Raw genomic sequence first — 19,334 nt, forward strand, 5'->3', positions numbered from 1 at the left:
CGGCCCTGCCGAAGATCCTCGACCTGCCGACCAGCGCCTGGATCAACCGACCCGACGACCCTGCGCAGGCCGAGCACAGCTCAGCTGCTTAACACCTGCTGGCCTCAACCGCCTTGACACGTTCCGCGTCCCCGCCTTCCTCGACTCGAGGCCAGGGTGCAAGCCTCGAGGCGCTGCCCCCACCGGGGGCACAGCGACTGCACGGCCAGGCAACAAGACGAGGAGGCCCCTATGAGACTCTCCGGTGCGAGCCGGGTCGGCCTCGCCGGTGCGGCGGTCGTCGGAGTCGCCTTCGGCATGGCCCGCTACGCCTACGGGCTCACCCTGCCCAACATCCGGCAAGACCTCGGTCTGCCCGAGGTGGTGCTCGGCCTCATCGCCAGCGCCACGTTCGCCGGCTACCTCGCCGGCTTGCTGCTGGCGGGGCCGCTGACTGCTCGCCGCGGTCCGCGCGCACCGACGAGCGTGGGCGGAGCCTGCGGAGCGCTGGGAGCGGTGGTCGTGACGTTCGCGCCATCCCCCGGGTTGCTCGCCGCCGGCGCCGTCCTGGCCGGCAGCGCGGGCGGCTGGGTCTGGGCGCCCTACTCCGACATCGTGACGCGCACGGTGCCCCAGCGCCAGCAACCCAAAGCGCTGGCCATCATCACCACCGGCACCAGCGGCGGACTCGTCCTGCTGGGTGGCCTGGCGATCCTCGCCGCATCGGCGTCGTGGCGTCTGGTCTGGGGTGGGATCGCCCTTGCCGCGGTGGCCGCCGCCGTCGTGAACCTGCGCCTGGTGCCCCGGACCGAGCCGCCTGCACGCCCTGCCGCAGGCTCAGGTGGGCGGCGCAGCGCCATCTTCTCGCTGCTCGCAGCGCTGCGGGTCCCGGTCGGGTACTCCGTGGTCTACTTCGCGGTCGTCACCATCTACTTCACCTACGCCGCGGACATCCTCAGCAGTGGAAGCCTGCCGGCGGCGGCTGTCCCGGCGCTCTACGCCGCCGTCGGCATCAGCGGCGTGGTGGCCCTGGCGACCGGGGGCCTCGCGCAGCGGCTGGGCAGCGCACGGGTCGCTGCGCTGTGCCTGGTGACGGTCGGTGCGGCGCTGGCGCTGCTCGGGCTGGCCAGCGATTCGCTGGCTGCGACGGTGGTCTCGGCGTGCACCTTCGGCGTGGGATACATGACCGGCTCGGCGGTACTCGCAGTCTGGACCGCTGAGGTGGTGCCCGAGCGTGCGGGGGCGGCGTTCACCGCCTGCCTGGTCGTGGGTGCCGTCAGCTCGGTGGTAGCGCCAGCTTTGGCCGGTGCGGTGATCCCGGGCTTCGGGCTCGGACCGCTGCTCGTCGTGACCGCCGCAGCATCACTGCTCAGCGGGGTGGGCCTGCTGCTGCTGTGCAGGTCCAAGCGCAGCCCCGGCACTGTGACTGGGAGGCCGTGAGTGAGGAGTGGTGTCTGCGTTCCGCGGACCGCATGACCTCGTGACCCCCAGCCTCGGACAGATCCCCCACACGCTGATGCCGGGTCTTCGGATCTGAGGGAAGGTGTACCTGACTGGCACTGCCGCCCCGTTGGTCGCGGCGGAGAGATGGCCGTAGTCAGCTGCCTACCGCCCCAGGCGCCGCCGCCAACCGGTTCACGCGCGGCGGGTGGTCGGACGCTGAACGAGCAGCGCGGTGGCGGTGATCAGGGTGAAGGCGACTACGGTGCCCACGCCGACCAGGGCGGTGTCGAGGCCAGCGAGCCACTCGGTGAGGCCGCCGGCGATGCGCAGCCCATCGTGAGCAGCGGTGGCCAGCTGCAACGTGCCGATCGCTAGGGCGACGGTGACCGTCAGCCCTGTGACCACGGCGTTGTAGGTCAGCTTGCGAAGCGGGTTCAGCTCCTCGCGGTGGGCGACGTCGTAGGCCAGCGTCATCGCGGCCCCGTCGAGGGTGTCGAACAGGCTCATGCCCGCGGCGAACAGCACCGGCAAGATCAGCACGGCGTACCAGGGCAGGGTGATCGCCGCGGTGCCGGCCAGGACCAGCAAGGCAACTTCGGTGGCGGTGTCGAAACCCAGTCCCATCAACACCCCCACGCCGTAGGCTTGGCGAGGTGAGCGGATGCGGGCGGTGAGGGGACGCAGAAGTCGAGCCATCGCCCCGCCCACCTGAGCGGCTTCGTGCACCTGCTCAGGGCTCAACTGCCGCCGCCGCAACCGGCGCCGCAGGCGCAGGACGGCGAGGAGACCGGCCAGGTTGATCAGGCCGATGACCCAGAGGAAGATCCCGGCGGCGCTGGCCCCGAACAGCCCCAGGCCGTGGTGGATCGCGGAGTCCTCGCTGACCAGGGTGGCGGCGAAGCGGGCACCGGTGGCCACGAGCAGGGCCATGGCGAAGACGACGCTGGAGTGCCCCAGGGAGAACCAGAACCCCACCGCCAGCGGCCGTCTCACGTCACCGGGGGTGTTGCCTGTGGTGATGTCGGTAGCGGCACCGGCGGTGCTGTTGGCGGCGTCGGCGGTGAGCTTGCGGGTGGCGCCGTCGATGACGGCGATGTGGTCGGCGTCGAAGGCGTGACGCACCCCGAAGGCGTAGGCGCTCAAACCCAGCGCCCAGCCGAAGACCTGCCCACCGACCTGCCCGCTGACCTGGTACCCGGCGGGCACGATCAGGGCCAGGCCACCCCAGCCGATGAGGTGCAGGGCCGCGACCACGCCCAGCAGGCGGGTCAGGGATCGGGTGTCTGCGCGGCTCCAGGTGCCGCTCCAACGGCGGGTACGCCCCGGAGAAGCCGCAGCGGGCAAAGCAGAAGCAGACACGAACAGACTCCAGACGAACGGACAGGGAGGATGATCAGCGGATCGGTGGGGCAGTCCCGCAGTCCGTCAGGCTGTGGAACCCAGCAGGCTCTGGGCGATGACGAAGACGGCGACGGCGAAGACGAGGTAGGCGAAACCTTTCCGCAGGCGGGCAGCCGGAAGACGTCCAGATGGCCGGGCTGCGGTCAGTGAGCCGGCGATGGCCGCGGCGGTGAACGCGGCGGCGGTGGCCCAGTCGATACCGGTGCCGTAGTCAGCGGTGCTGACGTGGGCGGTGAACCCGAAGATCGAGTTGAGCACCACGATGACCAGTGAGGTCGGCACCGCGGTGCTCATCGACAACCCCAGCAGCAGGGTCAGGGCGGGGATGATGAGGAACCCGCCCCCGACACCGAACAGGCCGGTGAGGAAACCGACACCCACCCCGGCACCGATGGCTCGGGGCAGGCAGTGGCGCCAGGCGATGCCGCCGCCGGGCAGCGCGCACGAGGCGCCGGTCTCGTCGCTGCCGTGGCGCAGCATCCGCACCCCGGCGGCGATCATGACCAGGGCGAAGCCGAGCAGGACCCAGCGCTCGGGCAGCAGGCGGTTGACGGCGGCTCCGGCGAAGGTGGCCGCCGCGCCGGCGCCGCCGACGACGCCGGCCAGGCGCCACTGCACCTGCCGCAGCCGCGGCAGCACCGCAGTGGCCGAGGAGATACCCACCACGAGCAGCGAGGTGGGCACCGCCGCGGCCAGCGGCACGCCGGCGCCGTAGACCAGGGCGGGCACGGCCAGGATGGAGCCGCCGCCGCCGAACAGACCGAGCAACAACCCGATGAGCGCTCCGAGGCCTGCAACGAGGATCACCGCGCACCGCCCCGAGCGGATTCGTTCGTCGCTGGGCTGCTCGCCACGAGCCCGTTCGTCGAGGTGGTGGGGCGGTGCGCGGTGCCGCTCATGCCCGGCTGTCCAGAGTGCTGCTGTCCTGCTGGGTGCTGGAGGCGTCGGGCAGCTGGTCGAGGACCTGGGCCACGTCAGGGTCCTTCGGGCCGCGGTTGTAGGGCAGCTTGCCCAGCAGAGCCCCCATGGCGCAGCTGTTGGAAATCGCGGAGTAGGTCAGCCCGGCGCCAATGCCGCCGGCAAGGAAGCGGGCCTTGGGCAGCGCCAGGCTGGCCAGGGTGGAGGCCAGCACGATGGAGCCGGCCACCAGGCGCACCTGGCGGTCCATCGCCCAGCGTCCGGCGCCGCGCACGACGTCACCGCCGGCGGCGGCGAAGGCGGATACCCCGCCGTCCAGGACGTGCAGGTTGGCAGTTCCCACCCCGGCCAGGTGCTGGCGGGCCTGGGTGGCGCGGGCGCCGGACTGGCACACCAGGACGACCTGGTGGTTCCGGTGGTGCTCCTCCTGGTGGGCCAGGCGGGCGGCGAAGGCGGCGGCGTGCTCACCGAGCATCTGCAGCGGCACGTTGTAGGAGCCGGCGATGTGCATCGCCTCGAACTCCCCGGGGCTGCGCACGTCCAGGACGGTGACCGCGTCCGGATCGCGCAGCAAACCGGTCAGGGTGGTGGCGTCCACACGCTCAAGAGCGCTGGTCGCGGGCGTGGGGGTAGCGAGAGTAGTGGTGCTGATGCTGATCTCGGAGGTGGTAGTGCCGGTGCTCATGGTTCTCCTGCTGCGCTTCGGTGGGTAAGAAATCCGGTGGTCGACAGGTTTGTGGGACCAGGGGGTCAGGACGGCTCGGCGGGGGCGCCGGCGCCCTCGGTGGGCCGCTCGTCCTCCACACCGGCGTGCGCGGCGTTGCTGTAGGAGTCGTTGACCAGGACGACGTCGCGGCCGGGGCGGTCCAGGATCGAGGCGGCGATGGAGGCGCGGTAGCCGGAGCCGCAGTAGACCCACACCTCGCCGGTGGGGACCTCCTCGATGCGCTCGTTCAGCTCGTGCAGCGGGATGTGCTGCGAGCCGCGCACCCCACCCTTGGCGCGCTCGTCGTGGCGGCGGGCGTCCAGAACCTGCACCGGGCCCTCGACCATGCGCTCGGCGAGGCCGGCGAAGTCGCTGACGCGGTACGAGCGCAACGCCCCGTCGGCCACGGTGCCGCCAGCCAGGGTTTCGATGTCCCCGGTGGCTGACCCGGCGAGGTGGTCGATGCCGATGCGCACCAGCTCGCGGCGGGCGGTGAGGATCTGCTCCTCCGACTCACCGATCAGGGTGAGCGGGGTGCCGTAGTGGTACAGCCAGCCCAGGTAGGTGACGAAGTTGTTCGACAGCTCGAAGCCGTAGGAACCGGCCAGGTGACCGGCGGCGAAAGCGGTGCGCTCGCGCAGGTCCACCACCCACTCCCCGCCGCGGATGCGCCGGCGCACCTCGCCCGGCTCGACGGGCTGCGGCATGGACAGGTCCACGGGGGCCGGGCCGCGGCGATTGGCCGGGCCCATGTGGGCGTAGTAGGCCGGGAAGGCGTCCAGGCCGGCCAGCAGGGTGTCCACGTAGGTCTGCTCGTCCTGGGTCAGGGCCGGGTTGGTGGCGGCCTGCTCGCCGATGGTGGAGGCGTCCCCGCTGGTGGGGGTCGCGGAGCAGAAGCTGCCGAAGCCGTGGGTGGGGTAGACCGCGGCGGTCGCGGGCAGCTCGGCGACCAGGCGCTGGGCGGAGTGGAACTGGGCGTGGGTCAGCTCCACCGTCGTCTCGGGCGAGACCAGGTCGGTGCGCCCGGTGGAGCCGTAGAGCATCGAGCCGCCGGTGAAGACGGCCTCGACGGTGCCTGCGCCGTTGGCCAGGGCGTAGCTGGTGTGGTGGTGGGTGTGCCCGGGAGTGTGGATGGCGCGCACGGTGAAGGTTCCGGCGTCCAGGACGTCGCCGTCGGCGACTTCGGTATGCTCGAACTCCACGTGGCTGTGCTCGGGCAGCACGTAGTGCGCGCCGGTGCGCGCGGCCAGCTCCAGGCCGCCGGTGACGTAGTCGTTGTGCACGTGGGTTTCCACCACGTGGCTCACGCGCACGTTCAGGCGGGCGATCAAGTCCAGCACGCGGTCGATGTCGCGCTGGGGGTCGATCACGACGGCGGTGGTGCCGTCGGTAGCCAGGTAGCTGCGGTCACCCAGGCTGGTGGTCTCGATGGTGACGACCTCGATCGGATGCTGGGTGGAGGACTGGCTCGACTGCTGGGTGCTGGTGCTCATGGAAGTCTCCGGTTCCCTACCCCGTAGGGTACGCGTCGATGAAATGAAGCGAATGGTGGTGACGTGTCAGGCGACGGTGCCGGGGCGCCCGTCGGGGGTGGTGATGGGCAGCCCGGCCTGCTTCCAGGCCTGCATGCCGCCCTCGAGGTCGTCGACCTGCTTGCCGGCGGCGGTGAGCAGGGCGTGGGCCTGGGCGCTGCGCTTGCCGCCGCGGCAGGTGGTGACCAGCGGCTGGGTCGGGTCGAGCTCGCCCAGGCGGGCTTCGAGCTGGCCCAGAGGGATGTGCACGGCACCGGCGATGTGGCCGGCGGCCCACTCCTCGTCTTCGCGCACGTCGACGACGGTGACCTCGTGCAGGCGGGCGTGGGTGGTCTTGGCGTCCATGGTCGGTGCTCCTCGGAAGTATCCGGTGGGTGGCGGTACCTGTACTGACGGTGCTGGTGACGGGCGGTGCTGGGTCCTCCTGGTGGGTGCTTCCGGGTGCGGGGCACCCACCAGGGTGCGAAGGAAGTGCAGAGGCGGCAAGCGTGGGCCTGTCCGCGCCTCCCGGCTGTCACTGGCCGGCGAGACGGTCCGGGACACCGCAGGTGGTGCGTGTCCGGCTCAGGCCAGCTGCTCAGGCCAGGGAGAGGAAGAGCTTCTCCAGCTCAGCATCGCTCAGGGGGCGTTCGGTGCCGTCGCGTTCGGCGATCATGCACTGGCGCATCCCGGTGGAGATGATCTTGAACCCGGCGCGATCCAGGGCCCGGGAGACGGCTGCGACCTGAGTGACGACGTCGGAACAGTCCCGCCCGTCCTCGATCATCTTGATGATGCCGCCGATCTGGCCCTGAGCTCGCTTGAGCCGGGCGACCACGTCGGTCAGCTGGCTGGTGTCCACGTCCACGGTCGTCTCCTCTGCGAGGTCCATCGGCAGGTACCCCGGGGGGTATAACGTCTCGTCCTCCGAATCATTCCTGCCCGCCTCGCCCGGTGCGGGACCGACCTGCTGACCCACGTCTGCTAGTCCATCACGAACGGCTCCACCATGCCCTCCGTCTGCCGCTCCTCCGTCTTCGAGCACGCCCCTGAGCACGCCCGCAAGCGTGCCCCCGCATCATGCGCTGTCGCGGACGAGCTGCTGGGGCTGGAAGGCCTGCGTCTGCTCGCCTTTGATCGCCTCGCCCCCAGCGTTGACGCTGAGCATCCGCGCGGGCTGCTGCGCCTGACAATCCAGACCGACCCACCCGCCATCGTGGCATGCCACCGCTGCGGGGTCCTCACAGCCGATCACGGTCGCCGCGAGCACCGCCTCGCCGACGCGCCCGCCTTCGGCACCCCAGTACAGCTGATCTGGCGCAAACGACGCTGGCGCTGCCGCGAACCACGCTGTCCCGCCGGCGCCTGGTCCGAGGAACACCCCGCCCTCCCGGTGCGAGCCAAGCTCACCGCTCGGGCCGTGGCCTGGGCGACTCAGACGCTGCGCTGGGACGACTCCACCGTCTCCGCCCTGGCCCGCCAACTCGGCGTTGACTGGCACACCTTGATGAAGGCCATTCGCGCTCACGCCGCCGACAACCTGGACGGTGAGCCAGCCCGCGGGGCGCGGTTGGCCGGAGTCGACACCCTCGGCGTCGACGAGCACATCTGGCGCCCCTCAGCACGTCACCGTGACCGGGCAGTCACCTCCATCGTCGACCTCACCCGCGACAAGCACGGCCAGGTCCACGCCCGCCTGCTAGACGTCACCCTGGGACGATCCGGGCCGGTCTACGCGACCTGGATCCGCCAGCAAACCCGGCAGTTCGTCGCCAGCATCACCCATGCGTCGCTGGACCCGTTCCGCGGCTATGCCAACGCCATCCGCACCGAACTCCCCGATGACACCGTCACCGTTCTGGACGCCTTCCACATCGTGAAGCTCGCTTCAACGGCGATGGACGAGGTCCGCCGCCGCGTCCAGCAGGACGCCCTGGGCCGACGCGGCCACCGCGACGACCCGCTCTACCGGATCCGTCGGTTGCTGACCACGGCCCGGGAGAACCTCACTGACCGCGGCCGCGCTCGGCTGGAGGCCGCGTTGCAAGCCGGTGACCCAAACCTTGAGGTCACCGTGGCCTGGCACGCCTACCAGGACTTGCGCTCGATGTTCCACGCCTCGACCCCACCCGTTGGCCGGGCCGTCGCCGAGCGAGTACTGAACTCCTTTCACCGGTGCCCGATACCGGAGATTGCCCGGCTGGGCCGCACGCTGCGGTCGTGGCGGGCTGAGGTGCTGGCCTACTTCAACGACGACCTGCGCCGCCACGGCATCAGCAACGGCGGCACCGAGGCCATCAACCTCATCATCGAGAAGACCCGCCGCCTGGCGCACGGCTTCCGCAACTTCACCAACTACCGCATCCGCATCCTGCTCGCTGCGGACGGCACCCGACCTTGGCGACATCGCCGGCGCAGGTCAGGGTGAGCTTCCCACCCTCAGATCCGAAGACCCGCTTTAGTAGATCGCCTGCGCGGACGCCATCGGCGGCGGGCACGGTCGTGCGGACCTTCTTGGCCCGCCGCACCCCGTTTATGCCCTCAGCGCGCATGAGGCGGTCCACGGTGCAGTGAGCCTTTGTCAGTATCGGGGTGAAGCTGCGGATGGTCAGGGCAGCGAAACTGATGGGGCACGCAGGATCTGGTCGGGGACGATGGAGGCGACCAAGCCTTTCCGCTGTACCCACCTGGATCCTGCGTGCTCTCCTATCGTGCCACCCTCGACGTCCCTCGCGCCCTGGCCCAGCGCATCGCCGGCTTGCTCCTGATCCACCGCGCCGCGATCGGCACCCGCCGAGGCCGGCGGGTCATGGGCTGCTTCGCCCAAGCGGTGCTGCTGCTGCGCTTCATGCGCCAGCGCGCCGCGATCGCCGACCTGGCCGTCGACAACGCCGTCAGCCTCTCCACCGCCTACCGCTGCTTGCACGAGGCTCTCAACGTGGTCGCTGACCAAGCTCCTGCCCTCGCCAACGTGATCGAGGACGCCTTGGACTTCGGCTACGAGCACCTGCTGCTCGATGGAACGCTCATCGCCACCGACCGCGTCCACGACAGCGGACTCAGATCCGATCGGTGGTACTCCGGCAAGCACAAACGTCATGGCGGCAACGTCCAGGTCGTCTGCGATCCCGACGGGCAACCGTTGTGGGTCTCACCGGTTGAGCCCGGCAGCACCCACGACCTCACCGCCGCTCGTCGTCATGTTCTGCCGGTGCTCTACCCGGCCGCAGTTCGCGGCCTGCCGGTGTTGGCCGACAAGGGCTACATCGGCGCCGGCGCCGGCGTTCGGGTCCCCGTCCGCCGTCCCGGCGCAGGGCAGGTTCTCGACGCGTCAACTCGAGGCTGGAACTCGTACATCAACGCCGACCGCGCGTTCGTCGAGCACGGCATCGCTCACCTGAAAGTCCGCTGGCGAGCCCTGTCCCGGGTCACCCTCTGCCCCTGGCGCATCTCCGCGATCATCGCCACGGCGCTGGTACTCAGCAGTTGGGAGAACCGCTACTGACAAAGGCTCACTAGCTGCCGGAGGCGGGCAGCACGTCAGGCTCGTCGAAGGTGCCGGCTTCTGGCGAAGAGGGTTGAGCGTCCTGCTCGGCGACCTGGTCCGCGACACGTGTGTTGAGGTACTCGCCACATCCGTGGAGAAGGATGCTTCCTGCGGGGTGCTCCGCCCTCGATTGAGGCTGGGTGCACCGGTCGGAGCCTTCGGTGATCATGCACCGAGCGTGGCAAGGGAGGGCTAGCGTCGCTGTCGTGCAGCCCGCTCCGGTCTTCTTCGATGAGCCCGACGGCGAGCTGATCGAGCTGCGGATCGCTCCACGGCTGGCCAGCTGGATGGCCTCCGGGCACCCGGACCAGGTCCGCCTGGAGAAGTTCCTTGTCCATGCCGAGGACGAGTTGCTCCCTCGCCTGGCGCAGCTGCCCGACCCGGTGGCTCTGCGCCTGGACGTGGGCCTCGAGGATCGCGTCGACCTGCTGGAGCAGCACGACCTGGACAACTACGCCTTCCCGCTGGCCGTGAGGCTCACTCAGGCCAGCGGCCGGCAGCTGAGCTGCGTGTGGGTCACCAAGCGGCACGCCGCCACCTCCGCGGTGGGTGTGCAGCAAGCCGTCACGCGCAACGCGCCGTCCACCGCTGGGCAGTGGGTGCAGGTGCGCACCACCGCCTCAGCCTCCACGACGGCGTACAAGCAGCAGATCCACGACCAGCTCTGCGCGGCTGTCGCCCTGCCCGAGGGGCCGGTCGCGATGGAGGTGAGCTTCACCGTAGGCCCGCGCCGCAACTGGCTGAACCTGTGGAAGCCCACGATCGACGCACTGGAGGCCCTGCTGGGCCGCAGCCTGCCGGAGCGTGCCTGGCACCCGCGTGATGGACGCATCGTGCGCTTGGGGCTGCATCACCACGTTGATGCCGCGCACGGCCATGACGTGAGCATCGCCATCGCTGCCGCCGTGCTGCAGTGAGCGAAGGTGCTGGCACGAGCAGGTAGGCGCCCCGCCGTTCACGGCGGGGCACCTCAGGGCTCTGCGCTTCTCGAGGTAGGAGCGCGTAGTCCAAGCAGTCTCTGACCCGTAGGGAAAGCGTGTTCTCTACGGGATGAAGGTCAGTGGGCCCGCATCGCTGCTGGTGCACCGACAGCCGTGGCTCTTCTCGAGCCACGGCCGTCCGCGTGGGGTGCTTTGCGCGTACCCGTCTACGGGTTCGGTGCCGTGGGCAGGTCCTGGCCGGGGCAGGTGTCCAGGACGCCGGCGATGGCGTCCTTCTCCGCAGCGGTGACCCAGGCCCGGTACCTGACCTTCACGGCGACCTGCCGGGCCACGTAGGCGCAGCGGTAAGTGCGGTTCGGTGGCAGCCAGGTGGCCGCGTCGCCGTCGCCCTTCTGCGCGTTCAGCGGCCCGTCGACGGCCAGCAGGTTCAGCGGGTCGTTGGCGAAGCGCAGTCGGGTAGTGGTGTCCCAGCCCTGGGCGCCCTTCTGCCAGGCGTCCGAGAGGGCCACGACGTGGTCGATCTGCACGTCATCGCTCGTGCCCACCCCGCGGGTGAAGGCGATCGAGCGCCCGGAGTACGGATCGGCCAGCGTGCCGGTCAGCACGGTGCACCCGCCGGCGGCCAGCACGGTCGCGGTCAGGTCCCGGCGCAGGACGTCGTTGCGGGTGTCGCACCCGTTGGCGTCCACGTCCGCCCACGCCGTTCCGAACAGGTCCCGCTCGTAACCGGTGCGCGGTGCCCTGCCCTTGACCTCCAAGGTCTCCAGCGCAGCTCGCGCCTCACCTCTTCAAGTGCCGGCGTAAGAGATCACCGCCCCGCCGGCCGGGGTCCAGGTGATCGAGCCGCCGGCGAAGTCGCTGCGCCGCCCACCGGGCACGTCGTACTCGTCGGAGGTGGGGTAGCCCAGTCGGCCGGTCTCCCAGCCCTGCTGCGCCCACGCTTCCCGGATGGCTCCGCGCACCAGGTGCGCACCGGTGGCCTGGGACCAGTAGATCGAGCCGCCGGTGAAGTGGTTGAACGCCCCGCCGCGGATCGGGGTCTCGCTGGTGGTGGGATAGCCTAGGACCCCGGTCTCCCAGCCGGTCGACCCCCACTTGTCGAAGATCAGCCCGCGCACGGCGTGGGCTCCGGTGGCCTGCGACCAGTAGACGGAGCCGCCCTGGAAGTGGTTGAAGGCGCCGCCGCGGATGGCGTTCTCCCCGGTGGTGGGCAGGCGCAGCCAGGACGTCTCCCAGCCCATGTCCGCCCAGCGGCCCTTGATGGCTCCGCGCACGTCCTGCGCGCCGGTGGACTGCGACCAGTAGATCGAGCCGCCCTCGAAGTGGGTGTAGTGGGCCGCGCCGTTGGGGGTGACCAGTTCGCACGTCACCGCCGGGCCCAGCGGTCCGCGGGCCCCGCCCAGGAAGAGCCAGCGGGCCTCGATCGCCCCGCGCACGCACGGCTCCCCGGGCGGCGGGGGCGGGGGGGCGGGACGGTGCGGCAGGGACTCGCAGGCGACGTCGTCGCCGTTGTTGTCGAGGTTGTCCGGGTCGCCGGGGTGGCGGTTGAGGTGGTCTTGCGCGTCCTCCTGGTAGGTGAAGGCCGAGCAGTTCACGTCTCCGATGTGATCGGCCCGGGCCGGGGTCCCGCTTAGGGCCCCGATGCTCACCGCTGCCAGTGCCGCGGCGGCACCGCGCCGCGCCCACGTTCGCACTCCCATGTCTTCCCCCTGTGTGCCGGGAGCCACCTCGCTCCGTTGCCTCAAGCTAACGGAGTCCTCAGCAGGCCCGGGGCTGCTTCACAACACCGCCGGCGTGGCGGCTGCATCCGCACCCACACGGATCGGGCGGGGCGGCGCCGGGGACGGTGCGCTCGCCCCGGCCAGGCGGTCCTCGGATCGGCCCTCCAGATCGACACCGTAAGGACCGTTCTGGTGCTGGTTGCTCGGCAGTAATTGACCGTTTACTGCCGAACGCCGTGTCAGGGTAGGGCCCGTGAGCCCCACCCCCCGGCCTGAAGGCCCCCGCGTGCTGGCCTACCTGCGCGTCTCGACCGAGGAGCAGGCCCACTCCGGCGCCGGCCTGGACGCCCAGCGCACCGCCCTGTCCGCCGAGGCCACCCGGCGAGGCTGGCAGCTGGAGTTCGTCGTGGACGCCGGGCACTCCGCCAAGGACCTCAACCGCCCGGCCCGCGCCAGCGCGCTAGCGCGGCTGAACGCGCGGCAGGCCGACGTGCTGCTGGTGGCCAAGCTGGACCGCCTCTCCCGCTCGGTGCACGACTTCTCCGGGCTGGTGAAGGAGGCCACCCGGCGCGGGTGGTCGGTGGTGTGCCTGGACGTGGGCGTGGACACCTCCACCCCCAACGGCAAGTTCATGGCCACCGTCACCGCCGGCATCGCCGAGCTCGAGCGCGAGCTGATCGGCCAGCGCACCCGCGACGCGCTGGCGGCGAAGAAGGCCGCCGGGGTGCGCCTGGGCCGACCCCCAGTCCTGCCGATGGAGGTGGTGCGCCGTGTCGTTGAGGAGCGCGAGGCGGGCCGTTCCTGGCAAGCGATCGCCGACGGGCTGAGTGCTGACGGGGTGCCCACCGCCCGCGGCGGTGCCACCTGGACCTTCTCCTCGGCCCGAGCCGTCTACAACTGCCAGGCTGCGGCCCCGCTGCGCGAGCGGGTACAGGCGTGAGCGAGTACAACGTGGGCGCTGACGAGCCGGTCACGGCTCGAGCCTCTGCGCAGAGCCGAGGAGGCAGCCCCGCCGGGCAGGGGGGCCAGGTGCCGGTCCCCTTGCTGCCGCGGGCCACCGCCGATGCCATCGCCGGCTTCGTCGATCGAGAAGCGCACTCCTCGCGCCCGCTGTTCGGCTTGGCCGATGCCGACGCCGAAGCTCGCGCCGGCTGGGCCGCCTTCGTGCGCCAGTACCGGCGCGCCGTGCGCGACCAGCGCGAGCTGACCGCCGACAACCTCGCGCACGTGCTGCTGGACATCGCCCTGCTCTTCCGGCACACCAGCGGCTTCGATCCCGACTGGCTGCACTGGCAAGGACTCCTCGAAGAGCTGGAGGAGGAGCAGGCCTAGGGGTTGCGCTCCTACCCGCTGCAGCCCCTGCGCGCTCAAGCTGGACTCCCGCAGGCGCCGGCGTCAGCAGCCTCGATGCCTGTACCGCTCCACCGCAGCGAAGGTGTCCAGCAGCACGGTCCGCATGCTGGCCCTCGTGCCCGCTCAGGGCGAGCAAGTCCTCGACGCGCGGGCCCCGGGAGTGGACACGCGTTATGAGACGGCGTGTCGAGGCTCAGCGGCCACTCTCCTGCGGTGTCTCACAATCGGTCGGCTGTGCGACACGAAGCGTCTTTGTGGAAAACTTTCAAGATCAATGCTTCATGCCTGCCCACGCGCCAGGTGAGGGCCTGTGTGGGCGACCTTCCCCCAGGGGGACCCGCGCAGCGGCACCCCGGGGCGCTGCCTCGTTCACGCCAGGGGCGTCCTGGAAGAGCTCAGCTGCTGGACGGTGCAGCACTGACCCCGGGCACGTTCGCCCCCGCATGATCGTCAGCGTCGTAGGGTCCTGCCGCACTGCCCTCGCGCTGGCGGGGCTGGTCGTGCTCGAAGGCGGGCTGCTCGCGCCCGTGTGGGCAGGGCCGACGCGCTCAGCGCCACAGGGGCAGCCGCACGCCCAGCAGGCGGCTGAGTGCGACGGCGAGCACGGTGACCAACAGCACGGCCGCCGCCATCGTCAGCAGCTCGACCGCCGAGGTCAAGATCCCGAGGCTGACGATGAGCGTGGTCGCGCCCGCGGGCGGGTGGGAGGCGTTCAGGACCTTGAGCACCAGGGCGGTCAGCGCCACCGACGCCGCGGCGCTGCCGATGCGGGCGGCGCTCAGGCCCTCCTGGGTCACCGGGGGGTGGTCGGTGAGTCCGAACAGGGCCAGGCAGCCTGCGCCGACGGCGATCGCGACGCCGTGCCCGATCAAGGTGGCGCGGGGGGTGGCCGACGCCTGGCGCGGGTTCTCGACGAAGAGCATCACGGTGGGCCCGAGGCTGGGGAAGAGGAAGGGCTGGTGCACGAGCATCCCGACCACGCCGCAAGCCACGAGCACGACCAGGCACAGCCCGAAGGCGTAGGCCCCGGCGCTGGCCGGGCCGCGGTGTTCGGCGGCCTCCAGCAGCCCGCCGTCGCCTCCGCTCACGTGCTGGACCCACTGGCGATCAGGGCCTGGGGTGCTGCCTGCTTGATGCGCGTGTTGAGCCACAGCAGCTGGCGCTGGGTCTCCTGCTCGCAGGCGTCGACCACGGCGATCAGGTCGCGGTCGCGCACGCCCTTGCCGGCCTGGCCGAGCACGGTCCAGGTGATGTCGACGAAGGAGGCCAGGACGTACAGGTCCTGCAGGTCGCGCAGCAGCCCCACCCCGCCGGAGCGCACGCCGGGCAGCCCGTCGGCGTGCAGCCGCTCGGGCTCGTCCACGCGCTCCTCCCCGTAGCGGTCGACCAGGGGCGCAAGGCGCTCCACGTGCCCCTGCGACATCGCTGCCATGCGGTGGCAGTCGGTGAACACGTCCGGCTCGGCGGCGTGGCCCTGCGCGACCTGGCGGAAGGAGTCCGCCAGGGTGGCTGAGGCCGTGTGCTGCAGGCCGATGTAGGTGGCGAGGTGCACAGCTCAACCCTCCGTCGGTGTCGTGGACGCCGTGGTGGACGCCGTCGTGCCGCCGGATCCGGGCTGGCCGGGGCTGGCCGCCGGCTCCGGGGCCGGGTGCGGTGCCGGCGCGGCGTCCACCTGCTCGTCCACCGCCGCGTCCGCTCCGCCCACGGTCGCCGGCACGCTCGCCGGGTCGGCCGGTGCCGAGGCGGTCGTCGTGGGGGCCGGCGCCGGCCCGTCGGCGGCTGCGATCCGGGTGACCCGGGCGGCGCCCAGTTTCAGCAGCGGCTGCTTGGAGACGGGGTCCCACTCCGTGAGGGTGAGCTCGTTCGCGGCCCTGGGAGAGCCGTCGGGAGAGGCACCGTCGGTGCCGGGCTGGTCCCAGTAGCCGTAGTGGAAGGGGGCGAAGACCACGCCGTCGCGCCCCCGACCGATCCGCGCCGGTGCCTGCATCGCGCCGCGGGGCGACTCCACCAGGACGACGTCGCCCTCGCCGATGCCCAGGCGGTCGGCGTCGCCCACGGACAGCTCCACCCACGCGCCGGGGGCAGCCCGGCGCAGCTGCTCGGCGCGGCCGGTCTTGGTGCGGGTGTGGAAGTGGTAGACGGTCCGCCCGCTGGTGAACGCGAACGGGTAGGCCTCGGTCGGCACCTCCGGCGGCTCCACGTAGGGAGCCGCCTTGAGGAAGGCCCGCCCGTCGGGCCGCTGGGCCCGGTAGGCCTGCGGGCTCGTGGCACCGCCGGTGAGCAGGTCGTGGCCGTAGCTCTCGCACACGTCGTGGTGGGTGGGGAAGTTCGCGTCGGCGTAGAGGCGGTCGGTGCCCTCGGGGGCCTCGTCGTTGACCGGCCACGGGATGCCGCTGCCGCCGCGGAGGCGGTCGTAGGACAGGCCGGTGTAGTCGACCAGGCGCCCACGGGTGCACTCCTTCCAGGCCTCGAAGACCTCCTCGGGGCCGGTCCAGGTGATCAGCGGGTCGCCGTCCTTGTCACGGAAGTCCATCCGGTGCGCGTAGTCCAGCCAGATGTCCAGGTCGCTGCGGGCCCGCCCAGGCGGCTCGATCGCCTTCTCCGACAGGTGCACGGTGCGGTTGACGTTGGTGAAGGTCCCCTGCTTCTCGCCCCACAGCGCGGCGGGCAGGACGACGTCGGCGAACTGCGCGGTCTCGGTCAAGAAGCCGTCCTGGACGACGATGAACAGGTCCTGCTGCTGGGCGATGGACCGGATGCGCGCCAGTTCGGGCAGGGACACCGCCGGGTTGGTACCGGAGATCCACAGCAGCTTGATCGACCCCTGCTCGCAGTACCGCCAGATCTGCATGGCGTGCGTCGGAGGGGCCCAGTGGGGAATCACGAGCGGGTCGACGTTCCACAGCTCGGCCAGCTCCTGGACGTGCTCGGGGTTGGCCCAGTTGCGAAAGCCTGGCAGGTCGCCGTCGGCTCCGCACTCGCGCGTGTTCTGCGCCGTGGGCTGGCCGTTCATCTGCAAGATGCCGCAGCCCGGGCGGCCGATCAGGCCGCGCAGCAGGTGCAGGTTGTTCACCCCGCAGGAGGCGGCGGTGGCCTGGTGGGACTGGAAGAAGCCCTGCAAGACGGTGGACAGCACCCGCTGGGAGGTGCCGAAGATCTCCGCCGCCCGGCGCAGGTCGTCAGCCGGCACGCCACTGATCTCCTCGACGTGCTCGGGCGTGTACGGCTCGACGGTCGCCTGCAGCTCCTGCAGTCCCAGCGTGTGCTGGGCCACGTACTCGGCATCGACCCAGCCGCGGTGCAGCAGCTCGCGGGTCAGGCCGTTCATCACCGCCTGGTTGGTGCCCGGCAGCGGCGCCAGGTGCACGCCGCCGGTCGCCACAGCTGCCTCGGCCACCGCGGTCGTCCGGGGGTCGACGGCCACGATCCGGGGCGGGTCCTGCCCGTGGATCCGGTCCAGGATCCGCATCCACAGCACCGTTTGGGTTTCGGCCATGTTGTGCCCGAACAGGAAGATGGCGTCGGTGGCCTCGATGTCGGAGTAGGAGCCGGGCTGGCCGTCGGATCCGAAGTTCTCCTTCAGCGCGGCGGCCGCGGTCGCGGTGCACAGCCGGGTGTTGCCGTCCATGTGGGGAGTCCCGAGGCCGGCCTTTCCGATCACCGAGAGCGCGTAGTACTCCTCCAGGAACAGCTGGCCACTGGTGTAGAAGCCGTGGCTCAGGGCTCCGGCCTCGGTCGCGAGGAGCTCCTTGGAGCGCGCGACGATGCGGCCCATCGCGGTGTCCCAGTCGCTCTGCACCAGCTGGCCTTCGGCGTCGCGCACCAGTGGGCGGGTGAGCCGGTCCGTCCTGCTCCACTGCCACGATCCGTACAGGCCCTTCGGGCCCAGGCGGCCGTGGTTGACCACGTCCACCGCGCGGCCCCGGACCCCGACCATCCGCCCGTCCTTGACGGCGATGTCGGCCCCGCACCCGTTGCTGCACAGGACGCAGGCGGACTGCACCCAACGGTCGACGTCCTCCTCGCGCACCGAGGGGTCCAGGTGCTGGTCCACCCTGACCGGCCACGGGGTGTCTCGGGCGTGCGGGGTGCGGGTGCCCCAGATGTCGGCGATGCGGTCGACCATGGACGTGCCTCCTGCTGATCGGTCCGGTCACACGCGACCGTGCCACATGCGCCTGCCCGCAGCGAGCGGTTCCACGCTGGGCGCGGCCGGCGGACCCCGCGGCCCTGCTCGCCTGGATTCAAGCCTCAACCGCACCGACGGCAGTGCCCCTCGAGCAGAAGGATGAGCGACTTGACGTCCCGATCGAGGACCGTTCACCGCGCCATCGAGCGAGCCAGCAGCCGCTCGGCATCACCACGCCTGAGCATCAGCGAGCCCTGGCACCAGCCCGCGCCCACCGCCGCAGCCACACCAGGACCGCTCCTCCACGCGTCTCACAACCGGTCGGTTGTGGGACGGGTCGTTGACCCCGGACCACATCGCCCGTCGGGCGAGTCGGCTGAAGAGGGCACGATGAGACGGTGCCGCCGATCACCTCCCAGGACTTCGCGATCAGCTCTGACGGCGGAGTGCACGACTCGGTGCGCTCGTTCATGGCGCTGGGCTTGGGCACCGTGCTGGTTCTGTGCCTGATTGACGTGGTCGGTGGGCTGGCGATGGAGCACCGGATGGTAGGCAACCTCTCCGGCACGCTGGTGCTGGCGCCCGCGCTGACCGCGTTGAGCCGCTCGCGCCCGCACACGCTGCTGGTGGGCTGCGTCGCGTTGATCGCCTCGGTGGCCCTGGCCCTCTACGACGGTGTGCCGTGGGCAACCGCGATGACGCGGGTCCTGGTGGTCTTGGCCAGTGCGGTGCTGTCCGTGGTGGTCGCCCAGGCGCAGGCCCGGCAGTGGGCGCAGCTGCAGGACCGTCGTCAAGCTGCCCGGACGTTGCAGGCGGCGATGCTCACGCAGCTGCCGCAGGCTGATGATCTGCAGCTGCTCAGCCGCTACCTGCCGGCCAGCAGTGGTGATCAGGTCGGTGGTGACTGGTACGACGCGCTCGTGGACGCGGACGGGTGCATGGTGCTGGTGATCGGCGACGTCGTCGGGCACGACATGCACGCTGCGGCCGCCATGGGGCAGCTGCGCGGTCTGCTGCGGGCGTACGCGGTCGAAGGTGGCCAGAGCCCCGCACGGCTGCTGCAGCGAGTGGATGAGGGCATCGCTCGGCTGGGGCTCGAGGTGCTGGCCACGGTGGTCGTGGTGCGCATCGAGCAGGACGCGCCTGCCGCGCAGCAGGGCGTGTGCCGGGCGCGGTGGTCCAACGCCGGGCATCCGCCGCCGATGATGCTGCTGCCCGGCGGCGATGCGAACCTCGCTGCGAGCGGGAACGCAGCTGGTGACACGGCCGATGGCGCAGCTGTGCGAAAAGGTCCGCGTGTGCAGCTGCTGGAGGCGGGTGAGGCGGATCCGATGCTCGGACTGGGTCTGTTCGAGGTGCAGCGCCACGACCACGTGGTGGACGTGGTGCCGACGTCGACCTTGTTGCTGTACACCGATGGCTTGATCGAGCGGCGTGAGCAGAGCCTGGATGAGGGGCTGCGACGCCTGACGCAGGCGATGGCGGACGCCCGGGTCCAACGGTTGGTGAACGAGCAGTCGGGATCAGCTGGGGTGGTGCTGCTGGATCGGTGGCTGGACGGAACGTGTCAAGGCGGTTGAGGCCAGCAGGTGTTAAGCAGCTGAGCTGTGCTCGGCCTGCGCAGGGTCGTCGGGTCGGTTGATCCAGGCGCTGGTCGGCAGGTCGAGGATCTTCGGCAGGGCCGG

Annotated in this window: 18 protein-coding genes; 7 read left to right on the plus strand and 11 right to left on the minus strand. The window is 71.1% G+C overall.

The genetic code is table 11. The annotated features are described in order from the left end of the window. Positions 1 to 231: 231 nt before the first annotated feature. Positions 232 to 1,419, plus strand: coding sequence for an MFS transporter (locus ACRYM0_RS15750; protein ID WP_432506672.1), 1,188 nt, complete (start codon positions 232 to 234; stop codon positions 1,417 to 1,419). A 195-nt stretch (positions 1,420 to 1,614) separates the two neighbouring features. On the opposite strand, the gene ACRYM0_RS15755 is transcribed toward ACRYM0_RS15750, so the two are convergent. From ACRYM0_RS15755 to ACRYM0_RS15780, 6 genes are all read right to left on the minus strand, one after another. Next, entirely contained in the window at positions 1,615 to 2,676 is a 1,062-nt protein-coding gene (locus ACRYM0_RS15755; RefSeq protein WP_432506673.1) for a HoxN/HupN/NixA family nickel/cobalt transporter, read from the minus strand. 171 nt (positions 2,677 to 2,847) lie between these two features. Next, positions 2,848 to 3,630 (minus strand): sulfite exporter TauE/SafE family protein, encoded by a 783-nt coding sequence (locus ACRYM0_RS15760; protein WP_432506675.1) that lies wholly within the window; start codon positions 3,628 to 3,630, stop codon positions 2,848 to 2,850. An 88-nt stretch (positions 3,631 to 3,718) separates the two neighbouring features. Next, entirely contained in the window at positions 3,719 to 4,426 is a 708-nt protein-coding gene (locus tag ACRYM0_RS15765; protein WP_432506677.1) for a rhodanese-like domain-containing protein, read from the minus strand. 65 nt (positions 4,427 to 4,491) lie between these two features. Further along, complete coding sequence (locus ACRYM0_RS15770) at positions 4,492 to 5,940, minus strand: MBL fold metallo-hydrolase (protein ID WP_432506679.1); 1,449 nt, start codon at positions 5,938 to 5,940, stop codon at positions 4,492 to 4,494. Positions 5,941 to 6,006: 66 nt separating this feature from the next. Beyond that, positions 6,007 to 6,324 (minus strand): rhodanese-like domain-containing protein, encoded by a 318-nt coding sequence (locus ACRYM0_RS15775; protein ID WP_432506681.1) that lies wholly within the window; start codon positions 6,322 to 6,324, stop codon positions 6,007 to 6,009. A gap of 232 nt (positions 6,325 to 6,556) precedes the next feature. Beyond that, positions 6,557 to 6,850, minus strand: a complete 294-nt coding sequence (locus ACRYM0_RS15780) for a metal-sensitive transcriptional regulator (protein WP_432506703.1) — start codon at positions 6,848 to 6,850, stop codon at positions 6,557 to 6,559. 117 nt (positions 6,851 to 6,967) lie between these two features. On the opposite strand from ACRYM0_RS15780, the gene ACRYM0_RS15785 reads away from it, so the two are divergent. The 3 genes from ACRYM0_RS15785 to ACRYM0_RS15795 all read left to right on the plus strand — a co-directional run bounded on the left by ACRYM0_RS15785 (position 6,968) and on the right by ACRYM0_RS15795 (position 10,422). After that, positions 6,968 to 8,386: an ISL3 family transposase gene (locus ACRYM0_RS15785; protein ID WP_432506683.1), complete on the plus strand. Its 1,419-nt coding sequence runs from the start codon at positions 6,968 to 6,970 to the stop codon at positions 8,384 to 8,386. 270 nt (positions 8,387 to 8,656) lie between these two features. Beyond that, positions 8,657 to 9,463, plus strand: coding sequence for a transposase family protein (locus ACRYM0_RS15790; protein ID WP_432506685.1), 807 nt, complete (start codon positions 8,657 to 8,659; stop codon positions 9,461 to 9,463). Between the two features lie 248 nt (positions 9,464 to 9,711). Then, complete coding sequence (locus ACRYM0_RS15795) at positions 9,712 to 10,422, plus strand: hypothetical protein (RefSeq protein ID WP_432506687.1); 711 nt, start codon at positions 9,712 to 9,714, stop codon at positions 10,420 to 10,422. A 230-nt stretch (positions 10,423 to 10,652) separates the two neighbouring features. On the opposite strand, the gene ACRYM0_RS15800 is transcribed toward ACRYM0_RS15795, so the two are convergent. Both ACRYM0_RS15800 and ACRYM0_RS15805 read right to left on the minus strand, forming a co-directional pair. After that, positions 10,653 to 11,204 carry an HNH endonuclease family protein gene (locus tag ACRYM0_RS15800; RefSeq protein WP_432506689.1) on the minus strand — a complete coding sequence of 184 codons (552 nt, stop codon included), beginning with the start codon at positions 11,202 to 11,204 and terminating at the stop codon, positions 10,653 to 10,655. Positions 11,205 to 11,234: 30 nt separating this feature from the next. Further along, positions 11,235 to 12,041, minus strand: a complete 807-nt coding sequence (locus ACRYM0_RS15805) for an LGFP repeat-containing protein (protein WP_432506691.1) — start codon at positions 12,039 to 12,041, stop codon at positions 11,235 to 11,237. 379 nt (positions 12,042 to 12,420) lie between these two features. Here ACRYM0_RS15805 and ACRYM0_RS15810 point away from each other — a divergent pair, with 379 nt between their 5' ends. Both ACRYM0_RS15810 and ACRYM0_RS15815 read left to right on the plus strand, forming a co-directional pair. After that, positions 12,421 to 13,107, plus strand: coding sequence for a recombinase family protein (locus ACRYM0_RS15810; protein WP_432506693.1), 687 nt, complete (start codon positions 12,421 to 12,423; stop codon positions 13,105 to 13,107). 89 nt (positions 13,108 to 13,196) lie between these two features. Then, on the plus strand, positions 13,197 to 13,499 hold the full coding sequence (locus ACRYM0_RS15815; RefSeq protein WP_432506695.1) for a hypothetical protein: 303 nt from the start codon (positions 13,197 to 13,199) through the stop codon (positions 13,497 to 13,499). Between the two features lie 569 nt (positions 13,500 to 14,068). Here ACRYM0_RS15815 and ACRYM0_RS15820 read toward each other — a convergent pair. Genes ACRYM0_RS15820 through ACRYM0_RS15830 form a run of 3 tightly spaced genes read right to left on the minus strand, consistent with a single transcriptional unit; the run spans position 14,069 to position 17,646 of the window. After that, on the minus strand, positions 14,069 to 14,608 hold the full coding sequence (locus ACRYM0_RS15820) for an HPP family protein (protein WP_337063398.1): 540 nt from the start codon (positions 14,606 to 14,608) through the stop codon (positions 14,069 to 14,071). Then, a complete protein-coding gene (locus ACRYM0_RS15825; protein WP_432506697.1) occupies positions 14,605 to 15,072 on the minus strand; it encodes a hypothetical protein in 468 nt (155 codons plus the stop codon). Before ACRYM0_RS15825 ends, ACRYM0_RS15820 begins: the two co-directional genes overlap by 4 nt. A gap of 3 nt (positions 15,073 to 15,075) precedes the next feature. Then, entirely contained in the window at positions 15,076 to 17,646 is a 2,571-nt protein-coding gene (locus ACRYM0_RS15830) for a molybdopterin oxidoreductase family protein (protein WP_432506699.1), read from the minus strand. A 401-nt stretch (positions 17,647 to 18,047) separates the two neighbouring features. Here ACRYM0_RS15830 and ACRYM0_RS15835 point away from each other — a divergent pair, with 401 nt between their 5' ends. Continuing rightward, on the plus strand, positions 18,048 to 19,229 hold the full coding sequence (locus ACRYM0_RS15835) for a PP2C family protein-serine/threonine phosphatase (protein WP_432506701.1): 1,182 nt from the start codon (positions 18,048 to 18,050) through the stop codon (positions 19,227 to 19,229). Positions 19,230 to 19,334 lie beyond the last annotated feature (105 nt).

Origin of the sequence: Kineococcus arenarius subsp. arenarius, from assembly GCF_050871845.1 — a bacterium.
In the GTDB taxonomy this organism is placed as follows: Bacteria; Actinomycetota; Actinomycetes; order Actinomycetales; family Kineococcaceae; genus Kineococcus.

Excerpts from the sequence above, each read along its gene's own strand:
- ACRYM0_RS15750 (WP_432506672.1), top strand. The coding sequence starts at position 232 with ATGAGACTCTCCGGTGCGAGCCGGGTCGGCCTCGCCGGTGCGGCGGTC.
- ACRYM0_RS15765 (WP_432506677.1), bottom strand. The coding sequence starts at position 4,426 with ATGAGCACCGGCACTACCACCTCCGAGATCAGCATCAGCACCACTACT.
- ACRYM0_RS15770 (WP_432506679.1), bottom strand. The coding sequence starts at position 5,940 with ATGAGCACCAGCACCCAGCAGTCGAGCCAGTCCTCCACCCAGCATCCG.
- ACRYM0_RS15775 (WP_432506681.1), bottom strand. The coding sequence starts at position 6,324 with ATGGACGCCAAGACCACCCACGCCCGCCTGCACGAGGTCACCGTCGTC.
- ACRYM0_RS15780 (WP_432506703.1), bottom strand. The coding sequence starts at position 6,850 with ATGGACCTCGCAGAGGAGACGACCGTGGACGTGGACACCAGCCAGCTG.
- ACRYM0_RS15785 (WP_432506683.1), top strand. The coding sequence starts at position 6,968 with ATGCCCTCCGTCTGCCGCTCCTCCGTCTTCGAGCACGCCCCTGAGCAC.
- ACRYM0_RS15830 (WP_432506699.1), bottom strand. The coding sequence starts at position 17,646 with ATGGTCGACCGCATCGCCGACATCTGGGGCACCCGCACCCCGCACGCC.